This window comes from Streptomyces sp. NPDC015125 (genome assembly GCF_043080045.1).
Lineage (GTDB): Bacteria > Actinomycetota > Actinomycetes > Streptomycetales > Streptomycetaceae > Streptomyces.
In genome coordinates, this window is the sequence record NZ_JBIBVF010000003.1 from 40410 (window position 1) to 58970 (window position 18561).

The window sequence follows — 18561 nt, forward strand, 5'->3', positions numbered from 1 at the left end:
CGAACCAGGGCGGGGCCAATTCGGCTACCGCCGAAAAACATTGTGCGATCCACCCCGCGGGACGAGGCTGACCCACCATCAGGCACCTGCAGAGGTGCACCCGCGACGACCACCTCGCGGGACCACATGACCAAGGGGGAACGCACATGTCCATAGGGAAACGAGCCGCAATGGCGGCCATGGCCGTCGCGGCGCTGGTCGTCCCGGCAGGCGCAGTCGTCGCAACGGCCGGAACCGCGGCGGCCGCGGCGGGCGGCACCGTCCAGGGCTGCCCCTACGGCGCGGTCTGCATCTACCCGCAGAACGCCGGCTGGAACGGCGGCCACCCGTCGCTCTTCTACTACAGCTACGGGGCGCACAACCTCAGCAACCAGGTCGGGATGCACCGCATCTACAACAACCAGTCCGGGGGCGCGACCATGCGGACCTGCACGGGCTACAACGGCACCGGATGCCAGGGCTACCTCTCGCCCGGCTACTACATCGACAAGGACCTCACGCCGATCAACTCGATCACCCTCCAGCCGTAGGCGGCCGGGCGGCATCGGCGCGCCCGGGGCGGAGTCCGGTCAAGGACCCGCCCCGGGCGCGGCCGTGCCGCCACGGACACACCGTGCGAGGGCCGCCCGGCAGGCGCACGCTGGAAGCAGGGGCTCCGGAGGTGATCGTGATGCTGCAGACCGCTGTCGGATGGCATGTCGACATGGAATTCGAGGAGGACACCCACCGCACCCGCGCCGCGGCCCTCGTACGGCTTCCCGACGGGAGCGAGGTACGGGCCCACGGCTACGCCAGCCGCCACCCCGTCGACTCCCACCAGCCGAGGGTCGGCGAGGAGGTCGCGGGAGCCAGAGCGCTCAACGAACTGGCGATGAAGCTGCTGACCAAGGCGCACGACGAGATCGACGAGGTCTCGGGCCGGACGTCGCACCCGCTGAGGTGAGCTGCGCCCCGCCGACCTGATCCGCGCCCCCCGGCCCGCTGATCCGCCCTCCCCGGCCGGCCGGCGCCCGCGGCCCGCGCTCAGCCCTGCGGACGGTGGTGCTGCCAGCCCGCCCAGGCCGAGGTGATCATGTCGCGCACCTCGTGGCGGGCCTTCCAGCCCAGCTCCGCGGCGATCCGGTCGGCGGCCGCGACCACCCGGGCCGGGTCGCCCGCACGGCGCGGGGTCACCTCGGCGGTGACGCCTCGGTGCCCGGTGATCTCGGTGATCAGATCGACCATCTCGCGCACCGAAACGCCCTCGCCGCGCCCGATGTTCAGCGTCAGATCGCGCACCGGACCCGGTTCGGCGAGCTTGCGGGCGGCCGACACATGGGCCTCGGCGAGATCGGCGACATGGATGTAGTCGCGGATGCAGGTGCCGTCGGGGGTGTCGTAGTCATCGCCGAAGATACGCGGCGCGGCGCCCTCGGTGAGCTTCTCGAAGACCATCGGCACGATGTTGTAGACCCCGGTGTCGGCCAGCTCGGGGGTGGCCGTTCCGGCGACGTTGAAGTAGCGCAGACAGGCCGTGCTGATGCCGTGCGCCTTGCCCGCCGCACGGGCCATCCACTCGCCGACGAGCTTGGTCTCGCCGTACGGGTTGATCGGGGTGCAGGGGGTCTCCTCGGTGACCAGATCGACATCCGGCATGCCGTAGACCGCCGCCGAGGAGGAGAACACCAGCCGGCCGACACCGCCCGCGGCCATCGCCTCCAGCAGCGTCTGCAGACCGTGCACATTCTCGCGGTAGTAGTGCAGCGGCATCTCGACGGACTCGCCGACCTGCTTCTTCGCGGCCAGATGCACCACATCGGTGATGCCGTGCTCGGTGAGGGTGGCATCGAGCAGCGCGCGGTTGAGCGTGGAGCCGACGACCAGGGGGACGCCCTCCGGGATCCGGGCGGCCACGCCCGTCGTCAGATCGTCGAGCACGACGACGCTCTCGCCTGCCTCACGCAGGGCCCGTACGACATGGGCGCCGATGTAGCCGGCACCACCCGTGATCAAGTAAGACATAGTGCCCATCCTAGGTCGGGTAGAGGAGTGCGGATAAAGGACCGGGGTGGTTCAGCCGCGCAGCCGCCGGGCGGCGATCCGCCACACGCTGCGCAGGCCGGAGGCGACCCGCAGGGACAGGGCGCCGCCGGTCGTCGCATACGGCTGCACCAGCAGCACGGCATGGCGGCGGCTGGGCAGCACCCGGCGGCGCAGCCCCGGGCCCAGAGCCCGCAGCGCGGCGCGGAAACCGGCCCCGTCCGCACAGCTGACCTGCGCCATCAGGTCCCATGGCTCGGGGTCGGCGCAGTGCGGGCCGCCCCGTTCGGCCAGCGCCGCAAGATCCAGTACGACCTCGGCGGTCCAGCAGGCCTGCGACCCGCCGACGGCCGGGGCCGGGGTGAGGGCGGCGGTGTGGACCGGGCCGCGCCGGTCGTCCCGGCGCCGCCGCAGCTCGATGTCGATGCTCTCCGGCCCGGACGCGGCCAGCCGCCCGTACAGATCGTGCACCCGCAGCCGCAGCACACCGGGGCCGTCAGGGGACGGCTCGGCATCTATGGTCACCGGCAGCCGGTGCATCGGCTTGGTGCCCATCGCGTCCAGCACGACCTCGGGCAGGTCCGCGGACCACACCGCGCGGCCGTCGGCCTCCGCGTACGGCGGCAGCAGCCGGCCGGGCCGGGCCGCCAGCTGGGTCAGCCGCTCCAGGTCCCGGGGAGCCGGCGAGGCCAGCACCACCCGGGCCAGCCAACGGGCCGGGGCACGGGCCGCGCGCAGATCGTCCTCGTCGAAACCGGCCAGGTAGTCGCGGGTCAGCCGCCACCACTCGGCGCGGTAGTCGGCGCCGCGGGTGTGCAGCTCGCGGACGTACATCCGCAGATCGTGGTCGAGGAACTTGGTGCCCGCGGCGTGCGCCAGCGCCTTGTGCCCGGCGTCCTGGAAAATCTGCACGCTGGCGCGGTGCGCCGCGATCCGCGCCTGCCAGTTGGCGACGTCGTTGCGGTCCAGCGAGATCGACTGCCGGGCGGCCGAGCGGCGCACATGCCAGATGTAGACCCGGTCCGGGATCGTCACGATGCGCGGGGCGGCGGCCAGCACCCGCGCCGTGAACACGAAGTCCTCGTAGGTGAAGCGGCCCTCGGGGAACGTGATGGCGTGCTTGTCGAGGAACGCCCGCTCGTAGAGCTTGTTGACGCACAGCGTGTCCCGGACCAGCTGCGGGCCGGCATCGGGGGAGCTGTGCACCGCCGTCTCCCGGTAGAGGCCCGGCTGCCAGGGGACATCGCGCTGCGCGGGCAGCTCACGGCGTACGCAGGCGCCGGCCGCGACCGGGGCGTCATGCTCACAAGCGGCGGCCAGCAGCGCCCGGGCCGCACCCGGGGGCAGCACATCGTCGCTGTCGAGGAACATCACGAAGCGCCCGGTGGCGGCCCGCAGACCGTCGTTGCGCGGAGTGCCGCAGCCGCCGCTGTTCGTGTCGCGGTGGATCACCCTCAGCCGCGGCTCGCCGTGGGCGAGGGCGTCCAGGGCGGCGCCGGTGCCATCGGTGGAGGCGTCGTTCACCGCGATCACTTCGGTGACCGTTTCGCCCGGAGGCCCCTGCGCGAGTGCGGAGCGCACCGCATCGCAGACATGACCGGCATCGTTGAACGCGATCACGACGATGCTGACCTGAGCGGAAGGCGTGATGGTGGGCCCCGTCAGCGGATCGAGGGCTTCTTTCACAGTCACTGAATCTACATTTCGTGTCGACAGCATCTCTTGGCGCGAGCGGGGTCCGAACCTGTTTCCGATGGTTCAGAGGGCGAATCCCGTCGAGCGGTTGCACCCCCCGCTCCGCTTTTCCCGCCCTCTTGCCGTCTTCTTACGGTCGGGAGCCGGGGGCTCGGGGGTGTACAGACCCGTAAGGGCGCCTGCACATGCTGTAACGACGCGGGTGCCGCACGATGTTGATCCGCACGCCACCACCTTGCGACGGACCGGCCCCGGTCACCGCTCCATCAGATCCGCGACCCGGCCCGCCGCACCCCCGTCGTCCCGGTGACAGAACGCTTCCCGGAAATCCGCGTACGCATCCGCCCCCGCGGCGGCAATCGCCTCCAAGTCGCCGAGCGCATCGATCAGTTCACCGGTCGAGGCGAGCAACGGACCCGGCACCCGGGCCTCGAAGTCGAGGGTGAAGCCGCGCAGGGTGTCGCGGTAGTGCGTCAGATCGGGCGTCAGGAAGAGCATCGGGCGTCCGGTGTTGGCGAAGTCGGCGGCCAGCGACGAGTAGTCGGTGACCAGGACGTCCGCGGCCAGCAGCAGCTCGGTGGCGTCCGGGTGGGCGGAGACGTCCAGGGCGAACGGGGCGTGATGGGCGGGCAGCCGGTCGGCGACCAGCGGGTGGCTGCGCACCAGCAGGACATGGTCGTCCGCCAGCTCCTGCCGCGCCAGGTCCAGATCGAGCGGCAGATGCAGCCGGTGGTGGCCCGCGTCGTAGGCCAGATCGTCGCGCGGGGTCGGCGCGTACAGCACCACTTTCCTGCCGGGCTCGATGCCCAGGCGCTCGCGGACCGCGGCCGCCCTCAGGTCACGGTCGGCGGCGAAGAAGGCGTCCGTGCGCGGCAGCCCGGTCTCCAGCAGCCGCCCGGAGTAGCCCAGCGCGGAGCGCAGCACCGGGGTGCTGTGCGCGTTCGGCGACAGCAGCACGCTCCACTGCCGGCTGACCCGCGGCCGCGGCGCCAGATGGGCCAGCCCCGCGCACAGCGTCCCGGCCAGGTCGGCGCCGATCCGCTTGAGCGGGGTGCCGTGCCAGGTCTGGATGATGCGCTGCCCGCCGCGCCGGGTGAACCACCGGGGCAGATGGGTGTTGGTGACCACCCAGCGGCTGTGCGCCAGCGCGCCGTGCCACTCGGCACTGCCCACCAGCACCGCACGGGCCGTCTCCGGCACCGCGGTCTGCGCATCGCGCACCGCCCACAGATGCTCCACGTCCATACCCCGGCGCACCAGCTCCTCGTGCACCGCACGCGGGGAATCCCCGTACGCGCGGCCGCCGAAGCTGCTGTAGAGGACGGTGTCGCGCAGCGGACGGGAACGGTGCAGCGCATAGTGCTGCTCGCGCAGCATCCGGCGGCGGTAGGGGCCGCGGTCGGTGGCGGGCAGCGCGGGCCCCGCCACCACGAGCGCCTCGTCGTGCCGGTGCCGGTCGAGGGCGAGCGGCTTGCCGCGGACCGTACGGGCCGCCGGCAGCCCGTCCAGGAGGCACGGCAGAGCGCGGACCGGGGCGTCCAGCGCGGAGCCGGGCGCGCCCTGCTCGCGCAGATGCAGCGTCCAGCGGCCCTCGCGCAGCGGCAGCGGGCCGGCCAGCGAGGGCAGTGCGCCGAGCGGCAGCGTGGCGTGGAACCGGCCGTCGTCGTGGGTGGTGGGGAAGGCCAGCTCCGCGGCGTGCGCCCCGTGCTTGAGCACCAGCTCGGTGGCGTGCGGCGCGGCGTCGGGCAGCCCGCCCGCCACCAGCAGGGTGCCGTCCGCACGCCACACCGCCCGGTCCAGATACGGCTGCGGAGTCCGGTCGTGCAGGACGAGGTCCCCGGCCGGCCCGGCCGCCACGACCAGCTCGCGGCCGTGCGGCAGCGGATGGGCGACGGGTTCGAGCCCGGGATCGCAGGCGATCGGGTCGGTGCCGCCGTCGGGCAGCACCACCTCGGCCGCCCAGCTCTCGGTGTGGGCCGGCGGGATCGCCCGCGGCGCGCCGTCCCGCGGGGGCCGCGCGGCGGCCAGCGCGTCGAGACGGATACGGAAGGTGAGGGGCGGGGACGTGGTGCGGGGCGGGGTGCGGGGCGCGGCGGGGGGCGTGGCGGAGGGTGCGCCGTCGGGCGTGCCGCTCGCTTGCCCTGGTCCCGCTCCCGCTCCCGCTCCCGCTCCGGTTCCCGTTCCCGCAGGAGGTTCCGTTTCCACCGGGAACGACACCACCGTGCCGGTGCCCTGGTGGGTCAGCCGCAGGGCGGCGGGCGGCGGGCCGGGAGTGGTGACGGTCAGGTCCAGGGCGCCGGCCGCCGCCGCATGGTGGCCGGTCAGCCGCCGGGCCGGACGGACCACCGACAGCCGCAGCCGCCCGTCCGGGTACCAGGGCGTGATCCGCACGGCGCCCGTGCCGTCCCCGGGCAGTTCACGGGCGCACGGGGCGGCGCCGGAGCCGGTCTCGGCGGCGTGCAGCGACGCGGCCCGCACCACCCCCGCCGACGCCAGCAGCACCCCCACCGACCAGTCGCTCTCCTCCCAGCGCCCGCCCTTGCGCAGCCGGGCCGGATCGAGCCGCAGCTCGAAGCCCGACCAGTCGTAACAGTGCAGCTCCTGGCCGGACTCGGCGGTCGCCTCCGGCATCGCCACCGGCCGGAGCGGCAGCAGGATCCGGCGCCGCCCGCACGACAGCACGGCCGTCCTGAGATAGCTGTGCCGGGTCGCGGCGTCCAGATTCCGGATATAGGCGTAGCCGCGCAGCACCAGCACACCGCCTCGCCACTCCGCCTCCCGGACCCGGGCCCGTACGGGGAAGTCGCCGCGGTCCAGCCGGGTCACCCCCGGCGGCAGCTCCAGCGGCGGGGTCAGCGGCAGCACCGCCCGCTTGCGCAGCGGCGGCCCCGCGACGGCGAACCCGGCAGGGTTGCGGGCCTCGTGGGTGAGCAGGGTGAGCAGATCGGCCAGCCGCCCGGTGCGGATCAGGTACCAGCGCATCCGCAGCTCGACGGGGAGCGTGGGGAACAGCCGCGGGTCGACACCGGAGAGGAAGTCGCGGGCGCAGTCGAGGAACGCGGTCCGGCACTCCGGCGCGGCCGCCGGCAGCGCCTCGACCAGATCGAGCAGCCCGTCGGTGAGCTGCGAACGGTCGTAGTCGCGCTGATAGGCACTCAGCCGGGCGTGGGCCGGGTCGGCGAGGAAGCGCCGGATGCCGGCCACCGCCGCGAACCGGTCCCGTACGCCCCGGGCATCGAGTCTCAGGTGGCGGCCGGGTCCCTCCGGCAGCCGCCAGTAACAGACGTGCTCCCGCAGGACGTCGACCGCGTCGGCCAGGAAGAGCGCGGGCAGTGTCACCGCCGCGTCATGGCACAACTCGCCCTCGGGGAAGGCGAATTGATGCTTGTCCCAGAAGGTGCGGCGGAAGACCTTGTTGCGGGCGAAGTCGTCGGACAGCAGGGCGAGGTCGTCGGGGAGGCGGGTGCGCAGTGCGGTGGCGCGGGTGGCCGGATGACGTGCGGACTGGCTGCGGCCGGACGCACCGAGCCGGTAGACATTGCCGGTCGCCAGGTCCGCGCCGGACCGGTCCAGCAGCCCGACGAGATCCTCGTACGCGCGCGGCAGCAGTACGTCGTCGGCGTCGAGGAAGGCCAGATAGCCGGTGTGCGGATAGGCGTGCCGGGCACCGGCATTGCGGAGCGCGCCGCAGCCGGGGGCCGGACCGCCCCCGGGGTGGTGGACGATCCGGAACCGTGGGTCCCGCTCGGCGAAACGGCGGACGGGAGCGGCGGGCGCGCCCCGTGCGGCGGTGGCGCCCCCGCCCCCGTCCGCGGGCGGACCGTCGTCCACCATCACCACATCCAGATCGGTCAGCGTCTGGGCCGCGACCGACTCCAGGCACTCCTCCACATTCCGCTCGGACCCCTCGATGCGATGGACCGGGACGACGACGGTGAGCCGAGGCTTCATACGCGGACCAAGCCTTTCCGGACTGGCGAATGCACAAGACCGGTCCGTTCAACTCGCCCACGGCGGCACGGTCACCGGATCTGCGCTGAAAGGGTGAGAGGCCCCGTCGGGCGTCCGCGTGTACGGGAACGGGCGTCCGTGTGTGCAAGGCCGTGCGTCCGTGTGTGCAGGACCGCGCGTCACCGTGTGCAGGGCCGTGCGTCCGTGTGCGCAGGATGACGCCCGGTGTGCGCATTCGGCGCGCCGTAGCGCCGGGCCGCGTCCGATGCCGTAGACCCGTTGCACAGCTTTACGGCGTTCCGCGCGCCGTGTTCCCCAGGGAAGGTGACCGCGCCCCGATGCCCGGCAGAACCGACAGCTCCGCCGCCACCGACAGCCCCGACGCCGGGCCGCCCGGCAGCGACACCCGGACCGCCCGGCCCACCCGTCCCACGGGCACCGCGCCGTCCGCCTCCACCGCGCGGCTGCCGGCCGACCCGGGACGCGGCGGCCCGGCGCGGCTGCTGCCCGCCCGGTCCCCGTACCGCAGTCAGCTGCGGCGGATCGGCACCGGCCGGGTGCTGGAGATCGGCTGCGGAGCCGGCGACACGCTCGCCGGCTGCGCGCCCGGCAGCGTCGGGGTGGACCACGATCCGCAGTCCGTGGCGCGCTGCCGCGAACGCGGGCTCACCGCCTTTACGGCCGACACCTTCCTGGCGAGCCCGCACGCCCGGCCCGGCGCCTTCGACGCGCTGCTGACCGCGCACGTCCTGGAGCATCTGGACGACGAACAAGTCGAGGGGCTACTGCGGGCCTACGTCCGGTACGTCCGGCCGGGCGGCGGAGTGCTGCTGATCACCGCGCAGGAGGCCGGGCACCGGGCCGGGCCCACCCCGGTGCGCTTCACCGACTTCGCCCTGCTGCGCGCCTTCGCCGAGTCCGCCGGCCTGACCGTACGGCGTACGTACTCCCATCCACTGCCGCGCCCGGCCGGGATGCTGCTGCGGTCCAATGTGTTCGTGCTGGTGGGGCAGGTGCCCCGGTAGGGGGAGACATCCCCTACCGGGGCTTGCCGTCAGTCCGGCGAGCTACCGGGCTTGCCGTGAGTCCGGCGAGGGCTTGTCCGCGGACACCTCAGCTCGTACGGGCCCGCCTACGGGCCCTCGCCAGGGCGCGGGTGACGATCGGCGGCAGGACGTCGAGGGCGACCCGGCGCACCGTGCTGCCCGCCGGGGCCGGCCGGCGCGGGGCCGGGCGGGCCGCGGAGGCCTTCGACGACTGCGCCGCGGGCTGCTGCGCGGCGCGGGTGGCGGGCTTGTGCCGGGAGGCCGGATGGCCGGGCTCCTTGGCGCCCTTGGTGCTCAGCCGGACCAGCGGGGCGCCGTTGACGTACTGCACCTCGTGCCAGATGTCGCCACGGGACGTGATCCACTCCACCAGCGCCTTCTGCAGCGGCTCGGGGTCGCCCCAGGTTCCGTAGAACTTGGTGCCGGTGATGCAGACGGGGCGCAGCCCCTCGTTCGCGACCGCCTGCCAGGTGGCGGCGGCCACCCCGGGGCAGTGTTCGGCGCGGTAGTCGTCCATCACCACGATGCCGTGGGCGGTGAGCAGCTTGCGCACCGCGAGGATGTCGCCGTGCACATGCTCGTACAGATGCGAGGCATCGATATGGGCGAAGCGCACCGAGCCCTCGTCGACGTGGTCGCTGACGAGCGAGCTGAGCCCCTGGACGATGGTGGGCAACTCGTCGTGGAAGGCGAGGTAGTTGGCCTCGAAGGCGCGGCGGGTCAGCGTCGCATAGGACTTCCTCATCTCCTTGGAGTTGGAGGCGTCCTCGGCGGGGGAATCGAAGAGGTCGCAGACCGTGAAGCGCTCCTCGGGGCGCAGCCGCGCACCGAGGAAGATGGCGCTCTTGCCCATATACGCGCCCAGTTCGAGCAGATCACCCGGCTCGGAACGGTCCTGCTGGTGCGCCAGGAACCAGTCGAAGAGCAACTGGTCGGCGGTGAAGAACCAGCCTTTGACCTCGGACAGCCGGGTGGGGCGCGGGAGTTGTTCGGCACTCTGGTCTGCGAGGGGGGCAGTCATGTGCGGTCCGTCTCCAGACGGTCGGGAACGTAGGGCTGAGCACGACGCGTGCGTGAGGGCGTACGTGCGGTATGTGCCGGCGCTGTCTGCCGTGGATGTGGCCTTATGTGGCGGTATGCGGGCCGTATATGTGCGGTATGTGGCTGTCCGCGGGTGTGCGGGAGTGCGGGTGTACGTCTGCTGTTGTCCGGGCCTGTGCGGTGTGTGCAGTTGTGGACGCGCCCGGCGTCATGGCCGCTGCGCACGGGCGCGGCCTTGCGGGGACCCGGGTGCCCTCACTCGATACGAGAGACGTCGGGCGACACCCGGCGAGACCCGGGCATCTCCATGGCGGCGCCCTGTCGCACCGCCGCACCCTGCGCGACCGGCCGCTAGGTGCACCGCGGCCGCTAGGTGCACCGCGGCCGCTCTGCGCACCGCCGCGCCCTGCGCACCGGCACACCACGCGCGCCGGCCCGCCATGCGCACCGCCGCACCCTGCGTGGCACGGCAGCGACGTCATCGTAGGCGCAGCAAAATGAACGGGAGATGGCGTGCGGCCGGGGACCGGCGGGACGTCGTGCAGATCTCACTTCACCGCGCCGGCCATCACACCGGAAACGAACTGACGCTGGAAGGCGAAGAAGACGATCAGCGGCACCACCATGGACAGGAACGCGCCGGGCGCCAGCACATCGATGTTGTTGCCGAACTGCCGCACCTCCTGCTGCAGCGCGACCGTGATCGGCGGACTGCCGCTGTCCGCGAAGATCAGCGCGATCAGCATGTCGTTCCACACCCACAGGAACTGGAAGATCCCCAGCGAGGCGATCGCCGGAGCGCCCAGCGGCAGCACGACCCGGGTGAACAGCCGCAGCTCGCCCGCTCCGTCCAGCCGGGCCGCCTCCAGCAGCTCGCGCGGGATCTCGGCAAAGAAGTTCCGCAGCAGGAACACCGCGAACGGCAGCCCGAAGGCCGTATGGAAGAGGATCACCCCGGCCGTCGTCTCGAAGAGCCCGACCGCACCGAACAGCTTGGCCACCGGGATCAGCGCCACCTGCACGGGCACCACCAGCAGCCCGACGACGACCATGAACCAGCCGTCCCGGCCGGGGAAGTCCATCCAGGCGAACGCGTAACCGGCCAGCGAGCCGATGACGACGACCAGCACCGTCGCCGGCACGGTGATCGCCGCCGTGGTCAGCAGCGAGCCCATCACCTTGTCGTTGGCCAGCAACTGGCTGTAGTTGTCCCAGGTGATCTGGGCCGGCTTGCCGAAGACCTGCCACCAGCCGGACCCGGCGATCTGCTGCGGGCTGCGCAGCGAGGACAGCAGCAGCCCCACCGACGGCATCAGCCAGAACAGCGCCACCAGGACCAGGAAGATCCGCATCGCGCCACCGCCGGTCCGCGCCGCGATCCGGGCCGCGAGCGGCCGCCGGGCCCGCCCTGCCCGCCCCGCCCGTACGGCACCGGCCGCCCCGGCACGCCCGTCCGCCCCGGCACGCCCGTCCGGCAGGGCACTCCCGTCCGGTAGGGCACCCCTATCCGGCAGGGCATTCCCGTCCGGTCCGGCATCCCCGTCCGGTCCGGCACCGTCCACGGTCGTCATCGGCGACGCTCCTTCCGTATGCGCCGGAGATTGACGTACATCACCGGCAGCACGAGCAGCAGCAGGAAGACGGCGATCGCGCTGCCCAGCCCCTCGTCGACATCCGTGCCGAACGAGGACTGGAAGAGCTGGAGCGCCAGGACGTTGGCGGACCGGATGCTGGAGCCCGGGGCGATGATGTAGACCAGATCGAAGATCTTCAGCACATTGATCATGAGGGTGACCAGCACGACCACCAGGACCGGCGCCAGCAGCGGCACCGTGATCCGGCGGAAGACCTGCCACTCGCCCGCGCCGTCCACCCGCGCCGCCTCCAGCAGCTCACGCGGGACACCCGCCAGCCCCGCCGCGATCAGTACCATCGCGAAACCGGCCCACATCCAGACGTACGAGCCGATGATGGCCGGGGTGACCAGCGCCGGGCCGAGCCAGTCGACACCGCGGTAGGCCTCGGCGAAATTGGCCGCGGGCAGCCGGAGCCGGGCGCCCTCGGCCCGGTCCGCGGGCAGCGCAAAGGTGCCGTCGGCCGTCGTCGTCGCCGAGGCGACCACCCGGCCGCCCTTGACCGCCTCGACCGTCAGCCCGGCCAGCGCCTTCTCGTTGCCGTCGACGACACCCGGGCGGCCGCCGCCACCACGGGTGAAGTCCAGCCACACGGTGCCGGTGACCTGGCCCGGCCGGGGCCCGGCGGCGGCCGCGGGCCGGGCCCCGCGCAGATCGCCCGGCTGGACGGCGACCAGCGGCAGCTTCACCGGTGACGTGGCCCGCACGGCCGAGCGCGTGGTGAACGCACCGCCGCCGGACGGCGCGAGACCGGACCGGGGCCGCGGCGTGGCGCCGGGGAACGGGGCCGGTTCGGAGAACGTGTCATGGATACCGACCCACACCGCGTTGGCGACTCCGCGCTCCGGATCCTGGTCGTAGACCAGCCGGAAGATGATGCCCGCCGCCAGCATCGAGATCGCCATCGGCATGAACACGATCAGCTTGAAGGCGGTGCCCCAGCGAATCCGCTCGGTCAGCACCGCAAAGATCAGCCCCAGCACCGTCGAGACCGTCGGCGCCACCACAACCCAGACGATGTTGTTCCTCAGCGCGGTGCGGATGCCATCGTCGGAGAACATCGCGCCGTAGTTGCCCAGCCCCACAAAACCCTTGCCGGACGCATCGAACAGGCTGCGGTAGACGGAGAAGACGATCGGGTAGACGACCAGCGCACCGAGCAGCAGCAGCGCCGGCAGCAGGAACACCGCGGCCGTCCAGGGGCGGGTGCCCAGGCCGCCGCCGCCCGGACGCCTGCCGCCGCCGTTGCGCCGGCCGCTCACGCTGCTGCCCCGGCCGCCTTCGTCGCTGCCCCGGCCGCTTTTGCCGCTGTCACCGGCCTTGCCGGCCTGTACGGCGCTCATCGTGACGGTCCCCCCGGTCCCGGTCGAGGTGCTCGGCGGCAGACACTCAGCGCCCGAACGACTTTGTGCACGTGCTCAGTGCCCGAACGACTCCCCGTACGTGCTCAGTGTCCGAACGACTCCCCGTACGGACTCAGTGTCCGAACGACTCCCCGTACGGACTCAGTGTCCGAACGACTTCGCGGCGTCCTTCTCCAGCTGGGCCTGGGTGCCCGTGATGTCCTTGGGGCTCTTCAGGAAGTCCTGCAGGTCCTTCCACTCGCCCTGGCCCGGCTTGCCGCCGAAGGAGGCGGGCGCCTGGTCGGACATGTCGAAGCGGAAGTCGTCGCCCGCCGCGATCAGCGCTTTGGCGATCCGGCGCATCACACCGTCGGCGTACGCCGCCTGGTCGAGCCCCTTGTTGGGCGAGATGAAACCGCCCGCCTGCGCCCAGATCTTGGCGGCATCCGTCGACGCCAGGAACGTCAGCAGCGCCTGTGCGGCCCTGCCGTCCTTGAGGGCCACCGCCACATCGCCGCCGGTCACCACCGGGGACTTGGCACCCACCGCGGGGAACGGGAAGACCTTGGCGTCCATGCCGACCCTGGCCTTGGTCTGGGTGATGTTGGCGGCGGCGAAGTCGGCCGAGGAGACCATCGCGGCCTTCGGGGTGTCACCGCTGAAGGTCTGGGTCACCGACGTCGGGAAGTCCGTCTGCAGCGCACCGGAGTTGCCGCCCGCCAGCAGGTCCTTACGACCGAAGAGCTGTCCGAGTGTGGTCAGCGCCTGCTTGACGGAGGCATCGGTCCACTTGATCTTGTGCTGGGCCAGCTGGTCGTACTTCTCGGGCCCCGCCTGGGAGAGGTAGATGTTCTCGAACCAGTCGGTCAGCGTCCAGCCGTCCGCACCGCCCACCGAGACCGGCTCGACACCCGATTCGGAGAGGGTCTGCGCCGTCTTGAGGAAGTCCTGCCAGGTCTTCGGCTCCTGGGTGCCCGCGTTGTCGAACGCCTTGGCGTTGTACCAGACCAGCGACTTGTTGCTGGCCTTGAAGTAGACGCCGTACGGCGTGCCCTTGTGGGCGCCGAGATCCTGCCAGCCCTTGCTGTAGTTCTTGGCGAGCTGCTCCTTGGCGGTCGCACCCAGCGGCTTGAGCCAGCCCTTCCCGGCGAACTCGCCCAGCACGCCGACCTGCTGGAGCATCGCGATGTCCGGCGGCCCGCCACCGGCGATCTTGGAGCCGATGAAGCCGGCCATGTCGTCGCCGCTGGGCACGAAGTCGACCGTGGCGCCGGTGCGCTTTTCGAACTCGTCCAGCACCTTGACGAAGTTCTCCCGCTCGGGGCCCGTCCAGACCGCGGTGACCTGCAGCTTCTGGCCCTTGAGCTGGGGGAGTTGCACGGTGGGGGCGGTGCTGCCGCCCTTACTGCCACCGCTCCCGTTGCCCTTCGTGCCGCCGCCGCTGCTGCTGCCGCTGCCGCACGCGGCCAGCGCCAGGGCGAGCGCCGTGCCCACCGCCACCGCGGTCATGGCGCGTACCGCCGTGCGGTCGAGTCGTCTGCGCATCCCCGTAGCCCCTTGTCGCCGCGCCTGCCGTGCCGGGTGCGAAGGGGACCGTGCCATGTCGTGCCGCGGCGCCCCTACCGTGCCGTTCGCCTCGTACCGATCGCGTCGTGCCGTACGTGCCTACGTGTCGTTCGCGTCGTGCCGTACGTGCTTGCATGCCGTTCGCGTCGTGCCGTGCGGTGGTGCGTGGTCGCGCTGCGCCTCGTCGTGCTCTGCGGTGTGCGACAGTCCTACGCCCTGGCCACCCGGTCCGCAATACCGCGTTCCCTGCCAACTGGCCTTTCGTGACGCGGCTGTTATGGGCGGCCCACCGGGTTCACGAGGGAGCGCCCACGGTTCACGACGGGGCGAGCCCAGCGGGTTCACGAGGGAGCGCCCACGGTTCATGACGGGGCGGTGCACCGGGCTCACGACGGGGCCGCGCCCCGGGTTCACGACGGGCCGAGCCCACCGGGTTCACAGCAACGGCCGGGCTCACAGCGACGGCGGAGCGGGTCCAGCGACGGGGCGGCGGGCACCGGGCTCGCGATGGAGCCGCGCCCCGAGCTCACGACGGGGCGGCGCGCCGGGCTCGCGATGCCGCGCCCATGATTCACAGCAGGCCGTCCCGCCGGCCCTACAGCAACGGCGGAGCCGAGGGTGCGCCCGAGGACTGTGCGGCCCGCTGCAATGCGCTGGCCAGCAGGGCCAGGTCCGTCGGGCCGTTGCCCAGCTCGCGCAGCGGGCGCCGGGCCGGCGGGTCGCCCATCCGCTGCCACTCCAGCGGCACGACCGTCGGGCGGAGAGTGGATGTCCGGGGTATCCGGCCGGTCACCCGGCCCGCCTGGAACGGTGTCGAGGAGCCGTCCGCCGCGCGGTGCAGCCGTCCGCGGCCCGCGGGCACCGGCTCGGACGGATCGTCAAAGGCGCCCAACCGGACCCGCAGACCGGCCCGTTCGCTGGTCGCGGTCTCCGCCGTACGGTCCGGATGGCCGGTGGCGGCTATCAGATGGACCCCGAGCTCCGCCCCGTCCCGGGCCACCGCCTCCAGGGCGCGCACCACGGAACCGGCGGCCGGCCGGCCGGTGCTGCCCAGTGCCGGCGCCACCAGCGCATCGAAGTCGTCGACCAGCACGAAGAGCCGGGGCATCGGCGTGGCCGCGTCGGTAGCGCCTTCGGTGGCTTCCGGGCCGGCGGCGGCCGGTGTGCTGCGGGCGCGCAGGCGCAGGGTTCCGGTCGTCGACGGGTCCGCCGCTGTGCCGCCGTCCGTTCCCCTATCACGGCAACGATTACGGAGAGTAGTCAGTTCCTGCTCTCCGTAATCGCGGCTCTCGCGACTCTCCCAGCTCTCCCGGCTCTCCCGGCTCTCGCGACTCTCCCGGCTCTCACGCTCAGTGTTACCGCTCTCGGCCGAACGTCGCGGTGCGACGATCCGGGGGGCCGGCAGATGCTTGGCGCGCCACTCGGCGAACGGGGTGCCGGCCAGTATTTCCGCCCGCCGCTTCAGCTCGGATGACAGCGCCTGGGCGAACTCCCGCATCCGGACCGGGTCCGAGGCGGCGAGGTAGGTCGTGACATGCGGCAGGTCCGTACAGACCCGCAGTCCCTCGCCGCGCTCGCTGCCGCCGCCGTCCACCAGCACCAGCGACAGCAGATCCGGGCGGTCGGCGGCCGCCAGCGAGGCGGCCATCGCCCGCAGCAGCTCGGTCTTGCCGGTGGCCGCCGCGCCCTCCAGGACGAGATGCGAGCCATCGGCGGCGAGATCGGCGCACAGCGGGCCGTGCGGCCCGGCACCGAGCACCGCGGCGGCGCTGGGCCGGTCGGTGTCCAGCGCGGCGGCCCAACGGGCCATCAGGGACGCCGGGGTGGCGCGGGCCAGCCCCAACTCGTCCAGCAGCCGCGCCGAGTCGGGCAGCGGGACGGCCGCGCGAGGCGCCGTCCGGCTGCCGGACGCGGCCGTCGTCACGCTCTCGCGCAGCGGCGCCAGCGCCCGCGCGAACCGCTCGGCCCAGGCGCCGGAGACCGCGTCCACCGTCGCGACCGTGCCGTTGGGCCCGGAGCCCGGCTGGACGACGCGCAGCGCGGTGGCGACATCGCCGCTGAGCACCGCCACCGCCCCGCACTCGCCGAAGGCGGGTGCTGCCGCCCGGGCCGCTTCGTACGTCGCGGCCAGGGGAAAGGCGGGGGAGGCGGCCGGGGTCTCGGCCAGACACAAGAGATGGATACCGGCCGCCGGGCCGCCCGCGGCGAGCCGGGCGGTGGTCTCGCGCAGTGCGGAGGTGCCGGGATCGCCGTCGACGACCACGAGGGTGTACGGGCCCTGGTGGCGGGCGGCGGCGGAGGCGGTCTCCGCCCGCTCGGCGTCCGCCCAGCCGGGGCCCAGCGGGCCGTCGTCGAGCCGGCGCACCAGCTCGGACGTACGGGCCGCGGCCTGTTCCTTGTCGTACGCCAGCAGCAGCCGGCAGTCCTGGCCACGGTCCGGGCGGACCTGCGGCAGCCAGCCGAGCCAGGCCCAGTCCGCGATCCGCTCCTCGGCGGAGCGCGCCCGGTCCGCGCTGATCAGCACGAGTTCCAGAGCGCCGGGGGAGTGCAGGGCCGTGAGCTGGGCGAGGGCGCTTCGGGCCAGCCCGGTCAGCCGCGCCCGCGGCCCGGCGAGACCGAGGGAGCCCGCCCGGCGCAGATCGACGGTGACCGGCACGGCGTCCCGTCCGCCGCTCCGGGCGGCCGTCCCCAGCCGGACGGTCAGTGCGTCGGGGTGGTCCGGGCCGCGCTCCCAGAGCCGGGGTCCCGGACCCAGCGCGGTGAGCAGGACCGCGGCGGCGTCCGGCCAGCGCTCGTCCGCGGCCGGCCCGGAGAGTGCTTCCGGCGCCGAGGTGCCTTCGGAGGTGCCTTCGGAGGCGCCCTCGGAGGTGCCCGTGAAGGCCGCCCTGGAGGCGCCGGCCGGTTCGTACTCCGGTGCGAAGGTGCCGTCCGGCCGCTCCACGGCGGGCCGGCCGCCCGCCAGCCGACGCGCCCAGGCGCCGATGCCGCCCCGCCGCCCGCCTTTACGGGATCCTTCACCGGCCCGGGGCCCCTCATCGGCGGGTGCCAAAGACTCTGCCAAAGACTCCGGTGCCAAAGACTGCTGCCCGCCGTGCGTCGGGTCCTGCGCACCGGCGGGATAGCCGTCGCCGCGCTCCCGGACCCCGGGGCCGAAGCCACCGGCCGGGCCGACGCCGGTGGTGCGGTCGTAGACATGGCCCGTGGCGGCACCCGGGAAGGGAGCCGCGGCGGCGCCGCGCGGGGAGTCGGCGCCGCGTGGGGAGTCGTGGCCGGGGGCGGCGTAGCGGGCCGGGGTGCCGCGCAGGGGAGTGTCCCGCCGCCCCGCCGGGCCCGGTGCCGGTGCGGTGGCGGAGGCCGCTACGGGAGCGGCCGCATCACCGGTCACCCGGGCGTGGCTGCCGGCCCCCGTGTACGCCCCCTCCGCGGCGGAAGTGGCTCCTCGCGGGCCCGGTGCCGTCCCGTACTCGTCGTGGCGCGCCGTCCGGCCCGCCGCAATCACTCCCGCCACCGCCCCCGCCCCCGCGTCCGGGCGCGCACCGGCCGTGCCCGGGGCGATCCGCAGATGCCCCTCGCCGTCCGGGGCGGTCGGCAGGGCGGGGTCCGGGGCGCCGGGCGGGGACTGCAGGCGCAGGGCGGATTCCCCGATGCGCAGCAGGGCGCCGGGCCGCAGGGGTACGGGCCGTTCGCCGAGGTCGGTGCCCTCCACGACGGTGCCGTTGGTGGAGTGCAGATCCGCGACGTACACCGATCCGTCCGGCTCGACCGTCACGGCGCAGTGCAGCCGGGAGACATCGGGGTCGTCGAGGGGGACATCGGCGTCGGCCGAGCGGCCGATGCGGATCTGGCCGCCGTGCAGCAGATGCACCCCGCCGGCGTCGGGGCCGGAGACGATGCGCAGGCGGGCGGAGCCGTGCGGCAGGCCGTGGGCCGGGGCGGGGCCCGGGCCCTGGAGGGAGAGCACCGCGCCGTCGATCAACGGCGGCTCGCCGAGCCCCGCGCGCTGCGGATCGAGCCGCTCGGACCCGGCGTAGAGCACGACGGGGCCGCTGCCGCCGCCGGAGCCGCCGACATCCGCGCCCGAGCCCGCCACGGAAGCCGCGAGCGCGCCCGCCACCGCCGCCAGCGCGGTCCCGGCGGGGGCCGTCACGAGCACATCGCAGGTCCGTGTGGTGTGGCCGCTGCGCGGCCCGAGGACGGTCAGCCGGATCTGCATCGCCGTCAACGGTCCCTTCTGCCGGGATCCGCCGGGGGGCCCGCTCACTCCCC

At 73.5% G+C, this 18561-nt stretch carries 11 protein-coding genes; 3 read left to right on the plus strand and 8 right to left on the minus strand.

Annotated elements, in window-relative coordinates:
- Nucleotides 1-146 precede the first annotated feature (146 nt).
- Both ACF088_RS10065 and ACF088_RS10070 read left to right on the plus strand, forming a co-directional pair.
- The gene (locus ACF088_RS10065) at nt 147-530 is read left to right on the plus strand and encodes a hypothetical protein (RefSeq protein WP_392375072.1); all 384 of its coding nucleotides are present in this window, start codon (nt 147-149) and stop codon (nt 528-530) included.
- Nucleotides 531-670: 140 nt separating this feature from the next.
- On the plus strand, nt 671-943 hold the full coding sequence (locus tag ACF088_RS10070; RefSeq protein WP_392375074.1) for a DUF1876 domain-containing protein: 273 nt from the start codon (nt 671-673) through the stop codon (nt 941-943).
- Nucleotides 944-1023: 80 nt separating this feature from the next.
- On the opposite strand, the gene galE is transcribed toward ACF088_RS10070, so the two are convergent.
- The 3 genes from galE to ACF088_RS10085 all read right to left on the minus strand — a co-directional run bounded on the left by galE (nt 1024) and on the right by ACF088_RS10085 (nt 7665).
- A complete protein-coding gene (gene galE, locus ACF088_RS10075) occupies nt 1024-2001 on the minus strand; it encodes a UDP-glucose 4-epimerase GalE (protein ID WP_392375076.1) in 978 nt (325 codons plus the stop codon).
- Nucleotides 2002-2052: 51 nt separating this feature from the next.
- Complete coding sequence (locus ACF088_RS10080; protein ID WP_392375575.1) at nt 2053-3705, minus strand: glycosyltransferase family 2 protein; 1653 nt, start codon at nt 3703-3705, stop codon at nt 2053-2055.
- Nucleotides 3706-3969: 264 nt separating this feature from the next.
- Nucleotides 3970-7665 carry a CDP-glycerol glycerophosphotransferase family protein gene (locus ACF088_RS10085; protein WP_392375077.1) on the minus strand — a complete coding sequence of 1232 codons (3696 nt, stop codon included), beginning with the start codon at nt 7663-7665 and terminating at the stop codon, nt 3970-3972.
- A gap of 338 nt (nt 7666-8003) precedes the next feature.
- On the opposite strand from ACF088_RS10085, the gene ACF088_RS10090 reads away from it, so the two are divergent.
- On the plus strand, nt 8004-8690 hold the full coding sequence (locus ACF088_RS10090; protein WP_392375078.1) for a class I SAM-dependent methyltransferase: 687 nt from the start codon (nt 8004-8006) through the stop codon (nt 8688-8690).
- A gap of 88 nt (nt 8691-8778) precedes the next feature.
- On the opposite strand, the gene ACF088_RS10095 is transcribed toward ACF088_RS10090, so the two are convergent.
- The 5 genes from ACF088_RS10095 to ACF088_RS10115 form a co-directional block, all read right to left on the minus strand.
- Nucleotides 8779-9732: a class I SAM-dependent methyltransferase gene (locus ACF088_RS10095; protein ID WP_392375079.1), complete on the minus strand. Its 954-nt coding sequence runs from the start codon at nt 9730-9732 to the stop codon at nt 8779-8781.
- A gap of 568 nt (nt 9733-10300) precedes the next feature.
- Entirely contained in the window at nt 10301-11323 is a 1023-nt protein-coding gene (locus tag ACF088_RS10100; RefSeq protein WP_392375080.1) for a carbohydrate ABC transporter permease, read from the minus strand.
- A complete protein-coding gene (locus tag ACF088_RS10105; RefSeq protein WP_392375081.1) occupies nt 11320-12729 on the minus strand; it encodes a carbohydrate ABC transporter permease in 1410 nt (469 codons plus the stop codon). Before ACF088_RS10105 ends, ACF088_RS10100 begins: the two co-directional genes overlap by 4 nt.
- A gap of 162 nt (nt 12730-12891) precedes the next feature.
- Nucleotides 12892-14274 carry an ABC transporter substrate-binding protein gene (locus ACF088_RS10110; protein ID WP_392375082.1) on the minus strand — a complete coding sequence of 461 codons (1383 nt, stop codon included), beginning with the start codon at nt 14272-14274 and terminating at the stop codon, nt 12892-12894.
- A gap of 616 nt (nt 14275-14890) precedes the next feature.
- Complete coding sequence (locus ACF088_RS10115; protein WP_392375576.1) at nt 14891-18508, minus strand: FHA domain-containing protein; 3618 nt, start codon at nt 18506-18508, stop codon at nt 14891-14893.
- Nucleotides 18509-18561: the final 53 nt, after the last annotated feature.